Here is a 19,354-nt window from a genome sequence, read left to right as displayed (position 1 = left end):
GATCACCCTCCTCTAGGAAAGAACGCCTAGGGGAGGGTGATTTTTATTGATCTATTCCTCCCTTTTCCTTCTTCGAAACTTAGGCTCTGCAAAATAGATATCTAGTTGTGATCCCATCTTCAGAGGCAAGTCCCGCCCCCGCCGCAAACTGTTCACCAACCTCGCATCAACCGTCAGCAAAGCCATTTCCTGTTCTGCACTGAGCGACACAAACAGAGCATCGGTCTCCCCGATCTCATGCTTTTCCCACAGCGTCAGAGCCCGTTCTCGAACGGTGTGTGACTGCAGGGCTACCGTATGAAACAAGCCCGCCTGCTCATCCATCGTATCCCGCAACCAATTCGCGACTCGTGAACGAATCGCAAGCACCTCTTCATGCTGAGGTGTCCTGCGATTGCCGCATTCAAAATGGTTGCACAGAGCTTTCTCCATCACAACACAAAACTCGCCAAACGAACGATCCGTCACCCAAAAACTCGGTCCTTCGTCATCATCCAGTAAACAGCTTGTGAAAAACTGCTGAACCACCTCATGCCATGCATCTTCCGGGTCAGCCAACGCCACCAAGATACATGTATCTACGAAAATTTCCTTCTTCCGCAATCGCGACACATCAATTCCGACAAAACGAAACACCCGTATCAAGGACGGGTGTTGAAAGGGCAGTACTTTGCTGTTGTTCATGCTTACCGCGACCGAAGTTCTGCGAGGATCTTTTGCGCTGCACCATTGGTGGGTAGTGCCCCTGCCAACCGTTGCAACTTCAACAACTTCGGATTGACTTTGACTTCAGGCGTCGTGAGAGTGGTGTTCATGTTCCTTCGCTCCCTCGCAGTATGGATTTGAGTAACCTTATTATTACTCTCTCCCATTCACTTGTCCAGCCCCTTTTTATCTTATTATATGCACAAAATCAAAAGAAAAAGCCCCCGTCTATGCCTTTTTCGCATATCCGGGGGCTTTGCTTATCGATGGCTGTGGTACATCTTCTCACCGTTCGGCTGCAACTGCGCGATCCATTTTTCCCGCATCTCGTCGAGCAGTTGGGCGGCTTCCGGACCTGGCCAGAGCGCCGATTCCGGCTCTTTGATCTGCTCCAGCACCTCGTAGACAAACGCGTCCTCGCCGTGCTCATTCCAGTCTTGTTGCATCGACTTTGCCGGATGAACGCCCGTTCGCAACTGGAACAGATGCCGGTTGTACACCTTTTCCAACTCGGTCGTCGATCCGATCAGCCGCTTGCCGTTCACCGTGTTGCGAATCGCGAACACGCCCATCGGCCGCGGCGTCTCTTTGTATTCCCGTTTCAATTCTTCCCGTCGATTCATCTCGCTCACCTCTTCACCCAATATGCGCTTCCGTCCGCCTGCCGGTCGAGGAAGCCGTACTCAATCAGATACCGCCGCAACGTCACATAGTCATGAAAAGCTGCCTCCAGCACGGTGTTGACCTCTTTCTCCGAATACTTGCGTCCCGCCTCAAACCGCTGCATCAGATGACGCAAGATCGCGAGTTTGCGCTTTTCCTTTTTCGGGAACGAGCTGATCGGCCCCTCCGGTCCTTCCGGAAAATACGTTTTTAAAATCCCTTCATTCTCCGCCTCCGTGATCGCATAGCGAGCATCGACCATCGTCGCCGTCCGGTGAATCGGCACAAATCGCTCCTTCTTCCCCGCCTTGCTCCCGGCAAGCTCCAAGATCGCCAGCAACACCTTCGCCTGTTTTTCCTTCTCCCGCATCGTAAAGCGGTGATTGCGGATCGTCGACGTGCTGCCGCCGTCCATCTCTTTGACGATCTCCTGATCGCTGTACCCGTCGTGGAAATAGCCGAGCAACGTCTTTTGCAGATCGGTCAGCCCCGTCCATTTCTTCTCCAAGCCGAGCAGATACTCAAACATCGAGCGGTGCTCCGCCTCGATATGCACCTTCACATAGCGGGACGCCTCGTACAACACCTCGTCGGCCGGGTAGATCACCCCTTGCTCAAACACCTCGCCGCAGACGAGACACGTATAGGTCCCGGCTGCGCTGTCGTGCACATACCCGCTTTTGATCTCCTCGACCGAAGCGTTCCAAAACAACTCCGATACATCACTCATCCAAACAACACCTCGGTTCGTTTGTTTTATTTATAGACATATTATGATTTCGTCCACCAAACGTCAACCCCTCCGCATAAAAAAACCGCCTCTTCTTCGAGGCGGTCACCTGTTCTTCTTTACTTCATATCGCTCGTCGCATAGATCCACTCGACAGACCGTTCCTGCTCAAACTCCGACATCAACGACTCAATTTTCTCATATCCGTTGTGCGTCTTGTTGAACACGACCATGATCGGGCGCAGATCGTCGTGACGCGCGGCCAGTTCCTTCATTTTGGTCATGTCTTTGCGAATGCTCTCCAGATAACGCTTTTGCACGCCTTTGGAGCGGATGTATTTGATATCGACGATCACCGTCGGCCCTTCAAATTGGCACCCTTTATGCGGCAGCCGCAGCGTCCCGTTCTCCGTGATCGTCAGGCCTGCCGGATCGACGATGGTGAGGTCCGGCTTCATCCGCAGTTTGGCCTCGACATCGTACCAATTCAGCTCCGCATGCAACGGCATCAGATCGCCCATAAACTCGCTCAGTTCCATGTACAACATGCACTTCAGATCGCTCTCTGTCAACGCCAGCCCTTGCACGTCCTGAAATCTGGACTCGATCCGCGCCACCGCACTTCGAATAAACTCCACGATTTCCGGTTGTGTTTTCCCTGCAACGGTATCCATTGACTTGGGCTCACTCCTTTGGATGAGATCGTGCTATCAGTTTGTCCAAAGGAGAGAAGAAGATCGGGTGCATTACTTTCCAAACACCGCGTGCCGCAGACACAAAAAAAGGATGCCCTTGCGGACATCCTGCTTTCCCATTCAATTCGTACCGAGCGCCTGCAAGCAGGTCTCCCGTCGGGCTCGGATCTCCTCCGCCTCGTCACAGCCCAGTTCCAGAGCTTTCGAATAATCTGCGACCGCCTCTTGCCAGTGCCCCAGCGATTGCAACGCCCACGCGCGGTTAAAATACAGCACATTAGCTTCGGGATGTTGCTGCACCGCCCGATTCAGCGCGTCCACCGCTCCTTGTGCATCATCGCATTCGAACAGCAGAACAGACAGATTCACATGCGCTTCCAACAGTCCGGCGTCGATCTCAAGCGCCGCCGTCAGAGCGCGTTGCGCTGCGTCCAGCCGCCCCTCCGCCATCTCGATCAGCCCCAACGTGCAGAGCAACTGCGCATGTGTCGGGTCGAGAGCCAGCCCCTCCTCCGCATCCTGTCGTGCCAGAGCCGTTTCACCTGCTTCCAAGAACAGCGTCGCTCGGTTTAAACGCCCGTCGAGATGCGTCGGGTCGATGTCGAGCAAATAGTCGTAGTCGGCCAACGCCTTCTCCGCCATGCCGAGCCGACTGTATGCACCGGCCCTGTTGAAATACACCTCCGGGAAAGGAGGCGAGATCTCGATGGCGTGCGTGTAATTTTCGACCGCTTCCTCCAGTCGCCCCATTTTGTTGTAGAGATTTCCCCGGTCAAAATGATATTCCGGATAGTTCGGATCGATCTCGATCACCCGATTAAAATCAGCCAGTGCTTCTTCATACCGTTTCATCGAAGCGAGGATCAACGCTTTGTTGTGGATCAGCACCGAGCGGTGCAAGAGGTGCTCATCCGGCGCCAACACCCGGTTCAACAATTGTTGACCTTCAGTCACCAGCCGCAACGCTTCCTCGATCCTGTTCACATGCATTTCGATCAACGCGAGCCCGTTGTTGTAAAATACAGTCCGAAACGCCCGCATCTTTTCATCCTCTATCGTCTGCGCATAAGAGATCGCCTTTTCGATCCACTGGCGGGCCGTCTCATGATCGCGGTTCGCGTGATGTCGCGTGTACAGCATCGCCGTGGCATAGGCCACCTGCGTCTGCACGCGGACGCTGTCGGTGCTCGCAAGCGCGTCCATCGACATCGCCTCCGCCTCTTCCGTGCGGCCGAGAGCGGCCAACGCGTTTGTCGTCTTAAAGGTAAACGCCCACATATGCGCAAAATGTGCATCCGACCAATCTGCCCATTTCCTCCCGCGAAGACCGAAATCAACAGTCGCTTCGTACGCTCCGATATTGATACAGTACTCCAGCGCATGACGCAGAGCCTCCATCGCCATCAGGGCAGAACTCCCTCGCTCCCGGTGCCACGGGATCGCCCCGTACTGCCACGACGTATCGCCAAGCGCCGTCAACTCATCCGCGCGACGATCATGCAGAGCCTGCCGCTCACGTTCCGGCAGCGACTCGTACGCCGTGAGTTCCTCCGACCGGTCGGACGTCCCATCCGACTGCACGAAACGCTCCGCCAGCGTCAATATCTCTTCTCCTTGCCCGTTCACACACGTCTCCTTCGCCGCCAGAACCGGTGCCTCCACCCGCTCCGCATACCGCACCAACGCCTCCTGCAACAGAGGCTGCCCGGCATCCCCTTGCGTGCAGATCGTCAACTCCATCTGCTCTGCGTGCACCCGGCGCAGCAGAGTCGAGAGAAATTCCCCATCCAGCACCTCACAGTCCCCCGCATGTTCAAACACGACCTGCAGACGTCCGAGCCGTTCCGGCACCGTGATCTTTTTCAAAAAATCAACGACACCGTTGGTGAGACGCATCGTCCGCATCCGCGAATAATAGCGCGTCCGCTCCTCCGGAATCGCCAACGAGGTCAGCGTCTCGCGGGACGCCGGCACCACCGACCGCAACTCCGGCGCCATCGTCAAGATCTCCACCACATGCCGCTCCACCACTTCCGGCCACCGTTCCATGACCATCGGCACGACCTGCCGCAACAGTTCGCCAGCCGCCGTGTACGGTCCCCGCAGCCGCTGATGCGATTCGATATGAAACGCGAGCCCCTGCACTCGCCCCTGATAGAGCGCAGCCCGCTCATCCCTCATGCGCCCGGAGACCCACCGGTGTTTCTGACCTTGTCCCATACTCCCTCATCCTCCTTTTGCAATCGCTCTTCGTTCTCGAATGAACAGCCATCCCACCGTCCCGTATTGAACGCCGACGACAGCGATCACCACCAATGAATCCCATATGTACACCGTGGAGCCGTTCAACAGATTCCACACCACATTCGCCAGCAATTGATACAAGATCGGCACGATCACAAACAAAAACATACAGAGAAACAGCACATACCCCACCGCATACAACGGGCCATACCATCGCGTCACCTGCGCATCCCGCTCCGCCCACTTCGACGGGTCGATGCATTTATGCGACGCTCCGATCAGCCGATACCAAAAATTTCTCAGATACTGTCGGGCGGTCTCCTGCAGATTGACACAGCCCAGCGCCGTCACGATGGCATAGTAGATATCGGTCTGAAGATGGAAATAAAACTGCCAGATAAATCGCAACACCGTCGTAAACGCCACCGCCAAACAGAACCGGGCAAATCCATTCAACTCCCCCGTCTGCGTAAGCGTCACGCCCGCGACGACCACCATCAACGAAAAATACAGCACATCGCCAAACATCCCGGACAGAATCGGCAAATACCGCTCCTTGCGCGGCAGACCTGCCAAGCCGGGCATCGAGGACTCGAAAACAAGGAAAAACATCCTCCGCCCAACGCTCAATTTAGAAGGCAACCCGAGCCGCCACCCAGCCAGCATGTGCATCGTTTCATGAAAGAGCACGCCAGGCAGGATCCCGAGAAACAGTCCAAAGATCACAAACGTGGAGTACTCCGAGTAAAACACATGATGCCTCGCGGGCCGCAACTCAGGAACCGACCACAAAAACGCACCGGCCGTCCCGATCACCAGCGCATACAGCACCCACGCAAGTGGCGAAAACGCCCATTTCCCCGCCCTGTGCCCGCGCACCGCGCCACCGTCTGCCGGGGCATCTCCCTCTTCATTCAAAAACGTCAAATCGCGCAGGATCTCCAGAAAATCGTCCATATCAAGGTCTTCCTGATAGGTCTGCTTGTACCAGCGAGCCGCTTCGCCCACCGTCAGACCCGCTTGCAACTGCCGGACCAGTTCCGCCCCGTCCTCTGGAAAGAGAGCAAACGTATCGGTGCCAAACCGCCCGATCGACACCCCTTCACCGTCGGGAAGGAACGTCAGCGGATGCAAGGCAATCTTTCGTTCATCGTCCACACGTCACACCCCTGTCCAGCAGATAAGGAAAAAAGTGGGGCATGACGCCCCACTTCTTCCTGCCGTTCTGTTCCGACTAGCAGCCCCAATCGTACAGAGCGGACGCTGCGGAAGTCAGTTTTACCGCTTCCGTTTTCTTGATGGTCATTTTTTTCATGCCAAATTCCTCCCTTCAACTTTATCTGGTAGCTGGTATGTAACTTGCTCACCCTCTACACGATCATCATATGGGCGATTACCCGCATTCATTCCTTCAGATTTGAAAAAATAAACAAAAGATCAAAGAAAGAGGGGCACTCATGGAGTGCCCCTCTGCTAACTACCTAACACTTGCTAAACCCACACGCCTCACACTCATTGCATCCACCCTGACGGATCAAGGTGTACTGATGACAATTCGGGCAGTAGTCCTTACCCGTGTTGAGATCGCGCAGTTTCGTCTGCGCCGGTGCATCGGTCGTACATGCCAGCTCCTTGTTCACGACCTGCTTGACCATCTGCTCCAGATGGCGCAACGGGAACGTCTCCGAGTGCTCGATCAGCGCTTTGGCGATCGCGTCCGGCACGGATGTGATGCGGCGTTCGCCAAATCCTACAGACCCTTGGCCGCCGATGCCGGAGAAGGTTTTCACCAGTTCGGCTTCTTTGTCCGGGTTGTTGGAGTCGAGCAGGTAGAGCGTAATCGCACGGCCCAGTGCCACGTTCGAAGCGTAGACATCAGATCCTGCTTTCCCGATGTTGACGAACACTTCGCGGGCGAGGCCGTTTTCCGGGTCATCGTTGATCGTGATGTACGCCGAGCCGAGCGGAGTGTCTTTCTTATACGTTGCGCCGTACAGGACATCCGGACGATGACGCTTCTTATAGCCCTGTTGCGCTTGCAGCATCGGCAGTTCTTCCGCAGTCGCAGCGGTGGTCTGCTCGATGGTCTCCTCTTCCTTCGTCTCGTCCTTCAAGGACAGGACTTGCTCGGAACGGGAGCCGTCGCGGTAGATCGTCACGCCTTTGCAGCCGAGCTCGTACGCGAGGTCGTAGAGAGCTTTCGTGTCCTCGACAGTGTACGAGTTCGGAGCGTTGCAGGTCTTCGAGATCGAGGAGTCGATCCATTTTTGCAGAGCGGCCTGCACGCGGACGTGGTCGACCGGAGTCAGATCCATCGCCGTGACAAAGTACTCCGGCAGCTCGCCTTCGCCGTAGACGTTGTAGTAGTCGTCGACGATCTTCGCGTTTTCCTCAAACATGCCGAGGCGCGAGTTGCGGTAGTACGACCAAGCATAGTACGGCTCGCAACCGGTCGAGCAGCCGACCATCGTGCCGGTGGTGCCGGTCGGAGCGATCGTCATCGTGGTGACGTTGCGGACGCCGTGTTCGCGGATCGCCGCAGCGACGTGCGGCTTTTCTTGTTCCATCATCTGCATGAAGCCGGACTGCATGTACAGGTCCGCATCGAACATCGGGAACGGACCGTTTTCTTTTGCCAGCTCGACCGATTCGAGGTAGCACCACTCCGCCATCATGCCGAGCAGGACTTCGATCAGTTTGGTCGACGCTTCCGAGCCGTAGGTGATGCCGCACTGGATCATCAAGTCATGCAGGCCCATGATGCCAAGGCCGACGCGGCGCTCACCGAGCTGGTTTTTACGGTTTTCCTCAAACGGGTAGTACGTCGCGTCGATGACCGCATCTTGGAAGCGCAGCCCGGCACGGGTGGTGTCCTCCAACTCTTCCCACTTGATGTGGTGGAGCAGGAATTCGGTCGTCGCTTCGTCAAATTGCTTGCTCAGCTCGCCCCGGATCTGCTCTTCCGTCGCGGCGTTGGCAAAGGTCGCTTTTTCCGCGCCTTTTGCAAAGCCCATCGTGAAGCGGGAGAGCACGACCGCGCCGAGGTTGCAGATGCCGTATGCCGGCAGCCCCTGCTCACCGCACGGATTGGTCGCGATGATCGGGTTGTAGTAGTTGGAGTTCGACATACGGTTGTAGCGGCCGAGGAAGACGACGCCCGGCTCAGCCGATTTCCAAGCGGAGAGCATCATCTCGTCCCAGAGCGACTCGGCCGGGAGTTCTTCCGCGACGTTCAGCTCGTGGCCGAGCGCTTCCCACTTTTCAAAGTCGCCGTCAAAGTTGTGCATCTGGTCGAGGTGCGGGTAGCCGATCTGCCAAGTCTCGCCGTTCGCCTTTGCTTCCATAAATTCTTCGGAGATGCCGACGGAGAGGTTGGCCCCGGTGATCACGCCGTCCACTTGTTTGCAGGCGATGAATTTCTTGATATCCGCGTGCTTGTCGTTCAGGATCAGCATCAGAGCCCCGCGACGGGAGCCGCCTTGCAAGGTCAGCTGGCAGCCGACGCTCATGATCTCGCCGACGCCGACCGGGCCAAAGCCCATCGCATGCACGTAGTTGCCTTTGTCGTACAATTGACCCCAGGAGTAGGCCCCCGAGGAGCGGCCGTTGACGCCGCGCACATAGGAGTAGCGCGGGCGCAGCGAGGAGAGCAGCACGGAGACGCGCTTGCCTTTGAGCATCGCTTCCCACATGTCGCCAAGCGTGTTGGAAATGGTGGTGCGGCTGTCTCCCGGGTTCAAGGTGACGCCGATGACGTCTTGGACGACCATGACACCCGCTTCGACGATGCGCTCATACAGGTCGGACGCGTTAACCGTTTCGCCGGTCACCGTCGGCAGGCCGCGCTCTTTCCAAGCGATCAGATCGCCGTTCCACAGCTCGTCGTACTCATCCACCGAGGTATCCGGGAACTCGAAGGTCCAGAGGCTGTTCTCTTCCACGGCGCGCAGGAAGTCGCGGGTGACGCGAACGACTTTGGTGGAGTGTGCATAGTTTTCATTCAAATAATCCACCAGATCCGCATGCCAGACGTCGAGCACCAGTTGCAGGTCGGACACGCGAACTTTTTCTGCTACCTGCGCGAGGCTGCCCTGCGGCGGGACTTGGGAGAGGTTCATGCCGACGCCGCCGGAGCGGGCTTGGATCTCCAAGGTTTGGCCGAAGGAGACCGCGTAGTCGCGCGGGGTCGGGCCGACGTTCGGGATGACAAAGCAGTTGTAGGACGTCGTCTGGATGCCTGTGCCCATCGAGGCGTTGATCCGACCGCCGGGGACGTATTTCCAGCCGCTCTGCAGGTCGTAGAAGCGTTGCTCCCAGTAGGATTTGTCGCCGGTGACTTCTGCTGCGCCGCGGGCGATGCGCTTCCACATCTCGCGCGGTGAGGTTTCTTTCAGCACGTCGATCTGGTCGAGGGGCAGTTCCATTTCGTAGCCGTCGCGCAGTGCGACCTGCACGGTGCGGTTCGCAGCGTCCAAGGACACCACTCTCGCCAATTCGTGGTACGCCCGCTTCTTGTCGATGACGGCGACGACGAGGGAGCCCGCCGCCAGCGTCTCTTTCTTGGTGTCTTTCAACAAGTAGCGGTCGGACACGATCCGCTCGCCCGTCGGGGCCAGGAAGTCTTCCTCTGTAAACGGCAAAATGCTGGTTTTCATCTCTTGAGTCATCACCGTGTCTCCTCCTCATGTGTCAACAAGCCGAGCACTTCTTTGGCAAACGTCTCCACATCTTTAAACTGTCTGTATACGCTGGCAAATCGCACATAGGCGACGCCGTCGATATGCTTGAGCTTGTCCATCACGCGCTCGCCGATCCTCGCGGCCGGCACTTCCTTTTCATACTCGCGGCGGATCTCCCGCTCGACCTCATCGGTCAGCGCGTCGATCTGCTCCGCGGAGATCGGTCGTTTGTAGCAGGCGCGAATCAGTCCTTGCAGCAGTTTGTCGCGGGAAAACTCCTCCCGCTTTTTGTCTTTTTTCACCACCATGAGCGGTGCCATCTCGATCTTTTCATACGTGGTGAAGCGCCGCTGACAGTCTGCATTGTCACATTCGCGACGGCGGCGGATCGCCTCATCTGCGGATCGCGATTCGATCACGCGGGAGCTGACGTGTGCGCAATAGGGACATTTCATGGTGGGGTTCAACTCCGTTTCTAAACACCATATGTAGTGCTTGTCTCTGCGACAAGGATGATTATCACACTAGATTTGCTAGGGGTCAAGGGACTCGAAAGCTATGAAAAAAGACTTCCAGCATGGTAGAGACGAGGTATTTTTACCAGAGTCGCTGAAAAGGACGGAAACGGGCAAACACCCCTATTTCTGTCCATTGACTCAGACGAAGCCCGCCATTGCTCGATTCCGTCAAAAAGGAAAATTTTTCGACACGAGAAACAGGCGGAAAGTACTATTTACCAGTAGGAAGATCCCCGCTTAACAACGAGGATCTTTCGTGAAAATAGGTCTTTTCGATCAATCGCAGTGGCCAGTCAAAAACGCTGTTGGTCAAAGAAAAGAAGACTCCCGTTTTCGGGAGTCTCCAAAAATGCTTTCTTCAACTTTTAGTAATCGTACGATCCTTGTTGAATGTTGTATACCATGTTTTGAACGGTGCTGTATTTGCGCATGCCGCTGTGATCGCCATAGGTCTCGTGGAAGATGTACCAGCGTTTGAAGATGCTGACTTTCGGCAGTGTGCCGTCGTAGTCCGGCTCTTGGTCGGAGCCCATCGCGCTGTCGATGTTGACGACGCCGTCTTCGACGTCCGCATAGCTCCACCAGGAGATCTCGTTGCCCGCGTTTTTGAAGCGGTTTCGCACGTCGGTGTCATAGCTGCCCGACAGTTGACCGACCGACCACACGCCGCGCTGCGACGGGTAGGTCGCGTTGAGGTCGCCTGCAGACGCTTGGAACGCGCCGAACGCGAAGTACTTGGTGTACGGGTGCGAGTTGGTGAACGTGTTGCAGTACGCGTCGTTGTTGTTCCCAAGCCACAGGTCGCTGTCGTCGCGGTCCATATCGCCGAACGTGGAGTAGTCGGAGCCAAAGTGCGGCGTGCCGAGCGTGGTCAGGCGCGCGACGCTGGACGAGCCGGACTGGTTCTCGATGAAGTAGCGGGAGACGAGACCGCCTTTGCTGTGCGCGATGATGTTGACCGCGCCAGAGGGGATCTTGCCTGCGCTTTTCAGGTTGGCGATGAAGTTTTTCAAGTGCTGGCCAGCCAGCGCGACATGACCGTCGCTGTGGTATTCGAAGTTGAACAGGTCGACGTTGCGGGTATAGCCTTTGCCGACGAGAATCGGGCCCATCTCAGTGCTGTCCGAGTTGGAGGTGATATACTGCACATCGATGTTGGAGTAGGTGGAAGCGGTGCCGCTCGCGTACGTTTTGCCGGTGAACGTCTCATAGCTGTAGATCGCCGACTCGGCAGACGGGGTGTCGCCGCCGTTGCTCCACTTTTGGTTGAAGCCCCACGTGGTCGAGGAGCCCCAGAAGCCGTGAACGAGGATCGTCGGCACTTTGCCCGCTTCCGGGTAGATCGCCGACGCGGTCACATAGGTCGTGCCGTCGCTTTTTTGCATATCTTGGATCTTATAGACCGCCTGATCCTCGCCGCGCTTGACGGTGAACGTGCCGTCCGCCGATACCTGCGCGCCGTCGATCTCGACGTTTGGCAGGCCGTGCAGTTTCGCTTTGCCGGAGAATTTCTGGAACTTGCCTTTGTATTCGGCTTTGTCCGGGCGCAGCGATTTTTTGTATTCGCTCATCGGCAGGACGACAAAGGAGCCGCCGCCGGTAAATTCTGCTGCGATCACGCCGCCTTTGACCTGCTGCGTTTCCACAGGGGTCAGCGTCGCTTGGTTCGCTTCATAACGGAACAGGCGCAGATCGCCTTCACCTTTGCCGACTGGCATTTCGATGTTGAAGGTGGCCGTGCGGTCGAGGCTTTCCAGATCGAACGACTGCTCTGCTTGGATCGACTGGACGATCAGGATCGGCGACTGGCGCACCGTAAGTTTTTGCGGGATGTCACCCATGCCGCTCATCGTGCCGGTGATGCCGATCTCGTTGGCCGGGATCGTGAAGTCGCGGGAGACGGTGCCGTCGAGCTGACCGTCGCCGTCTTGGTCGGCTGCGAGCGGGTCGAGGGAGTAGTTGAGCACCTCGGTGCCGTCGGAGAGGTTGTCGCCGTCGGTGTCCGCTTTTGCCGGGTCGGTGTGGTGGGTATAGACTTCTTCATAGTCATCGAGGCGGTCTCCGTCGGAGTCTTTCACAAGCGGGTTGGTGCCCTTTTGCTGCTCGACGAGGTTCGACAGGCCGTCGCCGTCGGTGTCTTCCCCGCTGTCCGGGATGCCGTCGCCATCGGTGTCCGCTTTGTGCGCGTGCGTCACTTCCTGCTCAAAGACGTCGGTCAGGCCATCGCCGTCCGTGTCCAGCGTCGGAGAGATCTCCGCATCATGGTCATGGTCGTGCGTCACGGCTTGGGAAGTCGGTTGCTCATCGGTCGCAGCCAGCGCGCCGCTTTGCGGCATCGTCAGCAGCATCGACAAAGCCAGCGTCGTGCTGAGTACGGCATAAGGCCATTTTTTCATATTTTGCATGTGGATGAAGCCTCCCAGATTTTTATCTGTTTTTTGTCTGTATCCTTACTCTCAAGTTATAACATAATCGAATCGTCGTCAATAACTATTTAACACATTTGACCCGAAAGTAATATAAAACTGAGAATTTTCTATGTTTTAATGGTGACAAACAGGACTTTCTGACCCCTCTCTCGAAAGGAGCCTGTATGAAAACAACTACACGAGTGGGTATTTTGCTGACGTTGCTGTGGCTCGCTTGGACGGTGTATGCGTTTGTCACGTTTCAAGAGATGGCGGTGCTGCTCGCCTGGTACACATCGATTGGCGGCGCGGTGGCGCTGGCCGTTTCTTTTGGGATCGTAAAGCTGTGGAACTCTTCACAGCCGGGGCGCCGTCTCGCCAAAGTATTGCTGCTGATCTTGGCCGCCTTGGCGGTAGCGGCGATCTCCCGGTATTTCTATATCGGCTATCAAGAGACCCACCGCGGACAAAAGATCGACTTCACCGGCGCTCCGGCCCTGCAGATCGGTACGACGCAGGACGTGACGGTGGAAAATCTGATCGAAGGCGTGGATGAAGAAAAATTTGTCCTGACGCCGGGCATGGACGGTGAATTGACGATCACCTTTACCTTTGCCGATGCGAGTGACGCCGAACTGACGTACGTCACGCTGTTCGACCGAACGGGACGCTCCGTCGGGACCTATCAGACGACCTCGTCCGGCACCCGATTTGTCTTTCGCCATGACGTACAGGAAGGACAGACCTACCGCCTGCTGCTGGAAAATGTAAAAGCGGAAGGCGACACGACACTGAAGATCGAGGCAGACGTGACAGCAAACTAAAAAGAAAACGGCCTGCAGGCGTTCGCAGTCCGTTTTCTTTTTGTGTTTGTCGGTTAACGCTGTCCGTTCGCGATCTGCATCAGTTCGGTGAGCGTCTCCGTGACGAGAGTCGGCTGAGCGACTGCGAGCGGGATGTCTTCCCGCCTGTTAAATCCGGTCAGCACCAGCACAGAGCGCACATCTGCATGAACCCCGGCAAGGATGTCCGTTTCGAGGTTGTCACCGACGACGACCGCTTGCTCACGGGTGACACCGAGCAGGTGCAGCGCGTAGTCGATCATCCGCGCTTCCGGCTTGCCCATCACGACCGGCTCGGTGCGTGATGCCGTGCGGATCGCAGCTCCGATCGAACCTGCACCCGGCAGCAATCCCTCTTCGGTCGGCAACGCTTTGTCCGCGTTGGTGGCGATATAGGTCGCGCCGCCTTGGATCAGCAGGCTCGCCGTCTTCAACTTTTCATACGTGAAGCCGCGGTCGATCCCCTGCACCACGTAGTCGACACCCGACTCAAACCGGTCGACCAGTTCGCAGCCTGCTGCCAACAAGGCGGTGCGCAGGCCTTCTTCGCCGACAACGAAGACGCGGCGACCGCCGTTCGGTTGTTCGGTTATGTAGTTGGCCGCGACCATGCTCGGCGTCACGACATGCTCCGCCTCCGCCGGGATGCCGAGGTGGCGGAGATGTTCGGCCACCTGCTCTTGCGTGCGCGAGGAGTTGTTGGTGACATAGAGATATTGACGTCCGGTGCTCGTCAGCCACTCGATAAAGGCCGGCGCGTCCGGGATCACTTCTTTGCCGCGAAACAGCGTGCCGTCAAGGTCGAGCAGGTAGGCACGGGTCTGCGAGAGCCATGATGCTTCGTTCACTGGTGCTTCTCTCCTTTGCTCAGGAAAAATCGACTTCCGGCTCGTGGACGCCCGCGCGGTGGTTGATCGCCCGCCCGACGACAAACAGGTAGTCAGACAGACGGTTGAGATAGCGCTGCACCTCGGGGTTGACCGACTCCACCCCCGCCAGCGTGACCGCGATGCGCTCGGCACGGCGGGTGATCGTGCGGGCGCTCTGCACAGCGGCGGCCGCGACATGCCCGCCCGGCAGGATGAACCGGGTCAGCGGCGGCACTTCCGCGTCGTAGCCGTCGATGAACGCTTCGAGGCGATCGACCTGCTCCTTGTTGACGTGGTAGCCTTTTTCCTGCACTTTCTCCACCGGCGTCGCAAGGTCGCGGCCAAGATCGAACAATTCCCGCTGGATGATCTTCATCTGCGGAAGCAAATCGTCCGTGCGGAACGGTACATCGCGCAGATAGGCGGCAGCAAGGCCGATCATCGAGTTGGCCTCATCGATGGTGCCGTACGTCTCCACGCGGATCGAGTCTTTCGGAATGCGATGCCCGTAGATCAGGCTGGTTTCGCCTTTGTCTCCGGTGCGGGTGTAGATTTTCATAAGATGCCTCCTCCAACAGTGTCTCCTTCTATGATATAGAAAAAAGCCCTCTCTTTCGAGAGGACTTCTTTCTTTTGATCCTAGATCTGGTTATGCTGCGATCTGATGCGCTGCGTTTTCTTCCAGCTTCCCTCTGTTCAGCGAGTACATGACCGCTACGACAGCGCCTACGCCGACAAGCGCCATCCACAGAATGCCCATGTACGCCGGCAGCAACATGTAGCCGATCGCGCCCCATGCAAACAGCACGGAACCGCAAGAGGACAACATGTAGATCGGGAAGAGCTTTTGTCCGATCGGGTGGACGATCAGCGGCGTTGCCTCATACAAGAAGAGCAACGGGTTGTTGATCGAGCCGTAGATCAGCGGAATGGTGATGAACAGCGGGAAAGGCGTCTTCGTGGCATACTCCAGCAAGAATGCAAAGCACAGCGCGAACGCCTGCATGAAGAAGTCAAGGTGCGCAGAACGCAGCTTCGACGGGTTGATAAAGACCCGCGTAAAGCCCGGTACGCCGAACACGTTTGTCGGCACGAGCAACACGGCCAGAACAAGACCAATCAAAAATCCGAACAAACCCCATTGCAAAAATTCTGTATGCATCTGCCTGATTCCCTCTCTGTCAGATGATCGTTACGCTACAACGAGTTGACGTTCCGATTCGTTTAGTCCAGTCGTGTCCATAGTTGCGCGAATCCCAATCCAAGAATTCAACATGTAGCCGTTCAAGACGAACGACTCATGCACAATGCGTGCGAGTTTGATGCCAAGAGCGGAGTCACGGTCGATCTCCGGGAACATCGTGAGGCATTCCTCCGAATGTTCCACGTCGACTTCTGCGTGGATGTCCCAATATTCATCTCCCATGCCGTGAGTTTTCACGATCGGTGCGAGTGTCGAGAAGAAATCAGCCGCAATGCCTTCGGAGACAGCGTTCAGGCCCACCAGCTGAGCCAACTCGTCTTCGGTGATGACTTGACGATAGAAGTAGGAGATCGCGCTCATCGTTTCCACCGTCGGCGGAACCGCGTTCACTTCTTCCTCTTCACCCATCAGGCCATGACGTACCATCCAGTTTTGCAACATGTCGCAGTGACCGTACTCCTCGTCCGCATGGACGGCAAAGTATTGACGATATTTCGCATCTTTGCACAGCGAGTAACGAAGCGAAAGGATCAGCGGAAACTCATACGATTGATGGAGCAGGTAACGCGCCCATGCAAAGTCTTCCTTTTTCGTAGAGTTTTTCACATGTTGAAAGAACTCGATATCCATCAGACGTTTGCGATAATCCAGGACCATTTCAGCCAACCAATGCATTTTCTCATTTCCCCTTTTGTTTGAAGTTTCATATCCCCATGAGAACGATCCTCTCCCCTTATGAGAGATCGCCTCTAAACTACCCTTCCCCAAGGGCAGATGTCCTTCGGTCCAGCCGATTGGTCCCCAAACCGATCTGGCGAGACCTGACAGTCGCGCTTTGTCCCCAAGCAGTCCGTTGAAGGAATGCGACAAAGTTTGACAAGATTCTCCCTACTTTCCATTATAGATCACTGACCTGAGTCTTGTAAACCTTTTATTAACATAAATAAAAACATTGGTTCTCCGATTTGATCAAGCTTGCTTTAAGGCGAGGGATATAGTTCTAACGATTATCTGCAAAACAGGAGGGGGATCTCATTTGTGTATACTAGACATAACGTGGCATTTTGCTGGTGATTTTTGTTATGATGAAGGGGTAGATTGGCTGACTGTTGGAGGAGGAGTTTTCCATGCAAGTGACAGCTCACGTGCATTGTGTGCCGGTGACGACACCGACTTTGTTTCCGGCGACGACGACGAATGTGTTTTTTGTGACGGACGGGATGACGGCTGTATTGATCGATGCGGGATATGAGCATGAACAGGTGCATCAAGATGTGGTGACTTATTGGAAACAAATCGGATCGCCGCGTGTGGAGGCGATTTTGTTGACGCATTTTCATCGGGATCACACGCCGGGTGCGAAGTATTTTGCGAAGTTCTTTGACTGCCCGATTGTGGCACATCCGGTGGAGGTGCCTTATGTGGAGGAAGAGATCTCGCCGGCTCGTGTGACGCAGACGTTGGTGGAAGGCGATGTGTGGAAGATCGGCGAGGTGGAGTTGCAGGTGCTGCACGCTCCGGGGCATACGCACGGGTGTTTGAATTTTTGGCTGCCGGAGGACGGCGTGCTGTTTACGGCCGACAATGTGGTCGGGCTCGGGACGACGTGGATCGGACCGCCGGAGGGCGATCTGACGGCGTATCTGGCGACGCTGCGCCGGCTGAAGACGTTCGGGGCCGCATGGATCGCTCCCGGTCACGGGGAGATGATCTCGGATGTGGAGGAGAAGATTGACTTCTTTATCGGACGTCGCTTGGAGCGTGAAGAACAGGTGGTTCGGCTGCTCGATGAACAGGCGCGCACAGTGGATGAGTTGGTCGAGGCGGTGTATGGGGATACGGTGCATCCCAGCGTCATGTGGGTGGCTGTGCGGACGATTCAGGGGCATGTGTTGAAGTTGGCGGGAGATGGAAGGGTAAAGGAAGTGGACGGGGTTTATTCTTTGATCGGATAACAAATGTGAAAAGGAACTGCCGACGGTGGGAATGCGGCAGTTCCTTTTTTGTGTTTATGCGAGTTCTTCGGGAGTTGGATTGCCAACTCCCTCGGTGGATGTCAGGATCTCGTCAACTGTGTGAAAACGTGCCAGCACCTTCAGGGAGTCGGCTGTCGGCGGCACCATCGGCATGGTGCCCTCTGCCCGCCTGCTGAGTGCAACTTCTGGGTCTACCCATTCATCGGCCACCACTTCGCCCGCATACGGCTGTGGAGCCATCCCGGCGGGCAATGGGGCAAGGAAATACCGAGTGTCAAATCGCTTCGGAGATACGATGCGCGGGGTAAGACGATTGCCGAAATACCTGAGTTGATCGGTGGCGAGGGTGACGTTCAGTTGGCGAACGACTTCGAGGAAGGTGCATTCGCCGTTGAGCATGGCGGTGCGGAATGACTCGGTGGTTGTCTGGTCGATGTATTCTCCAGTTGCATGACGGGCGAGTAAGATCCCCGCTTCTTCGAATGTCTCGCGAAGTGCTGTGATCCAGTAGGAGAGCGGGAGTCTTTCTGGATTTTTTGCTGGGTCGATGGGATGGCTGTAGGTCGCCCAGGTCGGGTCGGTGTCTTCTTGGTCCATCTGGCCGCCGGGAAAGACGTAGTGGCCCGGGAGGAAGCGCATGGTGTCGGGGCGTTTGTTCATGTACACTTCGAGGTGGCAGGTGGTAGGGTTTTCACGGAGGAGTAAGATGGTCGCTGCTTGGTGGATCGATTCTTGCATGGTGGGGCAGCCTCCTTAGCAAAAAACACCGATACTTTTCTCGTATCGGTGTTTTTGGTGCTTTGATTTTAACATTTTGGAATGGCACCGTGCAAGTTTTAATCACCTTTATGAGGCGGGTTGCAAGGAGTGGTATTTGTCACTTTGACCCAGGTAGCCGCCTGATCGAAAATCGAACCAGTGCTGTTGCTTCGCCTCACCTTTCATCTCGACCATCCAAGCAGTCTGTCCATTCGGCTCCAAGGGAACTAGATGCACCGCTTGCACCTGACTCTTGTCTGCTCCTCTTTCAGCTAACGCAGCGAGTACTTGTTCTGTTGTCACACCATCTTTAAGAAGCACACTACGAACGATGTGGATGTTTGAATTCGAACCTCGCAGAAAAATCACTGCATCATCACCAGACGCATTTTTTCCTGTTACAACGGTCATTGGTGGTGAAAAGGCTGTAGTGAGATGGGCCTCACTTACAGTATTCACCAAGCCTTCCTGTTGGACATATGCAGCCGCCGCTTCGTTGCTGACATGGTTGTCATTTCCTGCCTGATCTTGAGGGGAGCAAGCGGACACCTGCACGCTTACGAATAATGTGAACACGAGAAACAGAAGCTGTACGATGTCATTCCACCTCTATTTTAGATTACCTAAGGTACGGAGCAAATTTCACTGAATATAGTGTGTCATAATTCCGACCATAAACCACATAGGTGGTTCCGGCTGTTGTGGAATCGTTGTCGTTGACACCCAGCTATGCCCAGTTACCGTATGTCCTACCGTCTGGGCCAACTGATACGATTTTTTCTGCGATACAATCGCATATTGTTTCCATTTTTCAGAGCAATAGTCCACAAGTCCTTAAATCATAAATATAGATGTATATAACTATCGAATAAAAAAACGCCTCTTTCAAGGTGTGAAAGAGGCGTTTCTTTATTCGATAGTTATGGTGCGGTCAAGAGGACTTGAACCTCCACAGGGTTGCCCCTACAAGAACCTGAATCTTGCGCGTCTGCCAATTCCGCCATGACCGCGTGCTGGTTGTGCATATTACATGCTGGTTGTGCAGATGATTCACGCCCCGCA

General features: G+C 55.8%; 18 protein-coding genes and 1 tRNA gene. 2 read left to right on the top strand and 17 right to left on the bottom strand.

Annotated features, from left to right (window positions below; all coding sequences use genetic code 11):
* Window positions 1-51 precede the first annotated feature (51 nt).
* The 10 genes from OS242_RS12505 to OS242_RS12460 all read right to left on the bottom strand — a co-directional run bounded on the left by OS242_RS12505 (window position 52) and on the right by OS242_RS12460 (window position 12,639).
* Entirely contained in the window at window positions 52-684 is a 633-nt protein-coding gene (locus OS242_RS12505) for a hypothetical protein (protein WP_267152033.1), read from the bottom strand.
* 2 nt (window positions 685-686) lie between these two features.
* The gene (locus tag OS242_RS12500; protein ID WP_267152032.1) at window positions 687-815 is read right to left on the bottom strand and encodes a hypothetical protein; all 129 of its coding nucleotides are present in this window, start codon (window positions 813-815) and stop codon (window positions 687-689) included.
* 150 nt (window positions 816-965) lie between these two features.
* On the bottom strand, window positions 966-1,328 hold the full coding sequence (locus OS242_RS12495; protein WP_267152031.1) for a GIY-YIG nuclease family protein: 363 nt from the start codon (window positions 1,326-1,328) through the stop codon (window positions 966-968).
* Between the two features lie 5 nt (window positions 1,329-1,333).
* The gene (locus OS242_RS12490; RefSeq protein WP_267152030.1) at window positions 1,334-2,098 is read right to left on the bottom strand and encodes a DUF2087 domain-containing protein; all 765 of its coding nucleotides are present in this window, start codon (window positions 2,096-2,098) and stop codon (window positions 1,334-1,336) included.
* A 119-nt stretch (window positions 2,099-2,217) separates the two neighbouring features.
* Window positions 2,218-2,772, bottom strand: coding sequence for a hypothetical protein (locus OS242_RS12485; protein WP_267152029.1), 555 nt, complete (start codon window positions 2,770-2,772; stop codon window positions 2,218-2,220).
* A 141-nt stretch (window positions 2,773-2,913) separates the two neighbouring features.
* Window positions 2,914-5,013, bottom strand: a complete 2,100-nt coding sequence (locus tag OS242_RS12480; protein ID WP_267152028.1) for a tetratricopeptide repeat protein — start codon at window positions 5,011-5,013, stop codon at window positions 2,914-2,916.
* A 6-nt stretch (window positions 5,014-5,019) separates the two neighbouring features.
* Entirely contained in the window at window positions 5,020-6,195 is a 1,176-nt protein-coding gene (locus OS242_RS12475) for a hypothetical protein (protein WP_267152027.1), read from the bottom strand.
* Window positions 6,196-6,518: 323 nt separating this feature from the next.
* Window positions 6,519-9,704: an adenosylcobalamin-dependent ribonucleoside-diphosphate reductase gene (locus OS242_RS12470; RefSeq protein ID WP_267152026.1), complete on the bottom strand. Its 3,186-nt coding sequence runs from the start codon at window positions 9,702-9,704 to the stop codon at window positions 6,519-6,521.
* A complete protein-coding gene (gene nrdR, locus OS242_RS12465) occupies window positions 9,704-10,171 on the bottom strand; it encodes a transcriptional regulator NrdR (protein WP_267152025.1) in 468 nt (155 codons plus the stop codon). The genes OS242_RS12470 and nrdR overlap by 1 nt, the downstream gene beginning before the upstream one ends.
* Window positions 10,172-10,599: 428 nt before the next feature.
* Window positions 10,600-12,639 carry an esterase/lipase family protein gene (locus OS242_RS12460; RefSeq protein WP_267152024.1) on the bottom strand — a complete coding sequence of 680 codons (2,040 nt, stop codon included), beginning with the start codon at window positions 12,637-12,639 and terminating at the stop codon, window positions 10,600-10,602.
* A gap of 188 nt (window positions 12,640-12,827) precedes the next feature.
* On the opposite strand from OS242_RS12460, the gene OS242_RS12455 reads away from it, so the two are divergent.
* The gene (locus OS242_RS12455) at window positions 12,828-13,466 is read left to right on the top strand and encodes a hypothetical protein (protein WP_267152023.1); all 639 of its coding nucleotides are present in this window, start codon (window positions 12,828-12,830) and stop codon (window positions 13,464-13,466) included.
* A gap of 53 nt (window positions 13,467-13,519) precedes the next feature.
* Here OS242_RS12455 and OS242_RS12450 read toward each other — a convergent pair whose 3' ends face one another.
* From OS242_RS12450 to OS242_RS12435, 4 genes are all read right to left on the bottom strand, one after another.
* Window positions 13,520-14,332, bottom strand: coding sequence for a TIGR01457 family HAD-type hydrolase (locus OS242_RS12450; RefSeq protein ID WP_267152022.1), 813 nt, complete (start codon window positions 14,330-14,332; stop codon window positions 13,520-13,522).
* Between the two features lie 19 nt (window positions 14,333-14,351).
* Window positions 14,352-14,912 (bottom strand): cob(I)yrinic acid a,c-diamide adenosyltransferase, encoded by a 561-nt coding sequence (locus OS242_RS12445; protein WP_267152021.1) that lies wholly within the window; start codon window positions 14,910-14,912, stop codon window positions 14,352-14,354.
* Window positions 14,913-15,002: 90 nt separating this feature from the next.
* Entirely contained in the window at window positions 15,003-15,515 is a 513-nt protein-coding gene (locus tag OS242_RS12440; RefSeq protein WP_267152020.1) for a hypothetical protein, read from the bottom strand.
* A 30-nt stretch (window positions 15,516-15,545) separates the two neighbouring features.
* The gene (locus OS242_RS12435) at window positions 15,546-16,232 is read right to left on the bottom strand and encodes an iron-containing redox enzyme family protein (protein WP_267152019.1); all 687 of its coding nucleotides are present in this window, start codon (window positions 16,230-16,232) and stop codon (window positions 15,546-15,548) included.
* A gap of 452 nt (window positions 16,233-16,684) precedes the next feature.
* Here OS242_RS12435 and OS242_RS12430 point away from each other — a divergent pair, with 452 nt between their 5' ends.
* Window positions 16,685-17,512: an MBL fold metallo-hydrolase gene (locus tag OS242_RS12430; RefSeq protein ID WP_267152018.1), complete on the top strand. Its 828-nt coding sequence runs from the start codon at window positions 16,685-16,687 to the stop codon at window positions 17,510-17,512.
* Between the two features lie 54 nt (window positions 17,513-17,566).
* On the opposite strand, the gene OS242_RS12425 is transcribed toward OS242_RS12430, so the two are convergent.
* From OS242_RS12425 to OS242_RS12415, 3 genes are all read right to left on the bottom strand, one after another.
* On the bottom strand, window positions 17,567-18,271 hold the full coding sequence (locus OS242_RS12425; RefSeq protein WP_267152017.1) for an NUDIX hydrolase: 705 nt from the start codon (window positions 18,269-18,271) through the stop codon (window positions 17,567-17,569).
* Between the two features lie 108 nt (window positions 18,272-18,379).
* Window positions 18,380-18,751 carry a hypothetical protein gene (locus OS242_RS12420; protein WP_267152016.1) on the bottom strand — a complete coding sequence of 124 codons (372 nt, stop codon included), beginning with the start codon at window positions 18,749-18,751 and terminating at the stop codon, window positions 18,380-18,382.
* 464 nt (window positions 18,752-19,215) lie between these two features.
* A tRNA-Leu gene (locus OS242_RS12415) sits at window positions 19,216-19,302 on the bottom strand.
* Between the last annotated feature and the right edge of the window lie 52 nt (window positions 19,303-19,354).

The sequence above is a fragment of the Tumebacillus lacus genome, from assembly GCF_026410385.1.
GTDB classification, from domain to species: Bacteria; Bacillota; Bacilli; order Tumebacillales; family Tumebacillaceae; genus Tumebacillus; species Tumebacillus lacus.
The sequence above is the reverse complement of the archived record's forward strand: the minus strand, read 5'-3'. Positions and strand labels throughout refer to the sequence as shown.

What these genes read in the sequence shown, in the direction of transcription:
- OS242_RS12480 (WP_267152028.1), bottom strand. Translation starts at nt 5,013, where the DNA reads ATGGGACAAGGTCAGAAACACCGGTGGGTCTCCGGGCGCATGAGGGAT.
- OS242_RS12455 (WP_267152023.1), top strand. Translation starts at nt 12,828, where the DNA reads ATGAAAACAACTACACGAGTGGGTATTTTGCTGACGTTGCTGTGGCTC.
- OS242_RS12485 (WP_267152029.1), bottom strand. Translation starts at nt 2,772, where the DNA reads ATGGATACCGTTGCAGGGAAAACACAACCGGAAATCGTGGAGTTTATT.
- OS242_RS12470 (WP_267152026.1), bottom strand. Translation starts at nt 9,704, where the DNA reads ATGACTCAAGAGATGAAAACCAGCATTTTGCCGTTTACAGAGGAAGAC.
- OS242_RS12435 (WP_267152019.1), bottom strand. Translation starts at nt 16,232, where the DNA reads ATGCATTGGTTGGCTGAAATGGTCCTGGATTATCGCAAACGTCTGATG.
- OS242_RS12440 (WP_267152020.1), bottom strand. Translation starts at nt 15,515, where the DNA reads ATGCATACAGAATTTTTGCAATGGGGTTTGTTCGGATTTTTGATTGGT.
- OS242_RS12430 (WP_267152018.1), top strand. Translation starts at nt 16,685, where the DNA reads ATGCAAGTGACAGCTCACGTGCATTGTGTGCCGGTGACGACACCGACT.
- OS242_RS12425 (WP_267152017.1), bottom strand. Translation starts at nt 18,271, where the DNA reads ATGCAAGAATCGATCCACCAAGCAGCGACCATCTTACTCCTCCGTGAA.
- OS242_RS12490 (WP_267152030.1), bottom strand. Translation starts at nt 2,098, where the DNA reads ATGAGTGATGTATCGGAGTTGTTTTGGAACGCTTCGGTCGAGGAGATC.
- OS242_RS12505 (WP_267152033.1), bottom strand. Translation starts at nt 684, where the DNA reads ATGAACAACAGCAAAGTACTGCCCTTTCAACACCCGTCCTTGATACGG.
- OS242_RS12500 (WP_267152032.1), bottom strand. Translation starts at nt 815, where the DNA reads ATGAACACCACTCTCACGACGCCTGAAGTCAAAGTCAATCCGAAGTTG.
- nrdR (WP_267152025.1), bottom strand. Translation starts at nt 10,171, where the DNA reads ATGAAATGTCCCTATTGCGCACACGTCAGCTCCCGCGTGATCGAATCG.
- OS242_RS12445 (WP_267152021.1), bottom strand. Translation starts at nt 14,912, where the DNA reads ATGAAAATCTACACCCGCACCGGAGACAAAGGCGAAACCAGCCTGATC.
- OS242_RS12460 (WP_267152024.1), bottom strand. Translation starts at nt 12,639, where the DNA reads ATGCAAAATATGAAAAAATGGCCTTATGCCGTACTCAGCACGACGCTG.
- OS242_RS12495 (WP_267152031.1), bottom strand. Translation starts at nt 1,328, where the DNA reads ATGAATCGACGGGAAGAATTGAAACGGGAATACAAAGAGACGCCGCGG.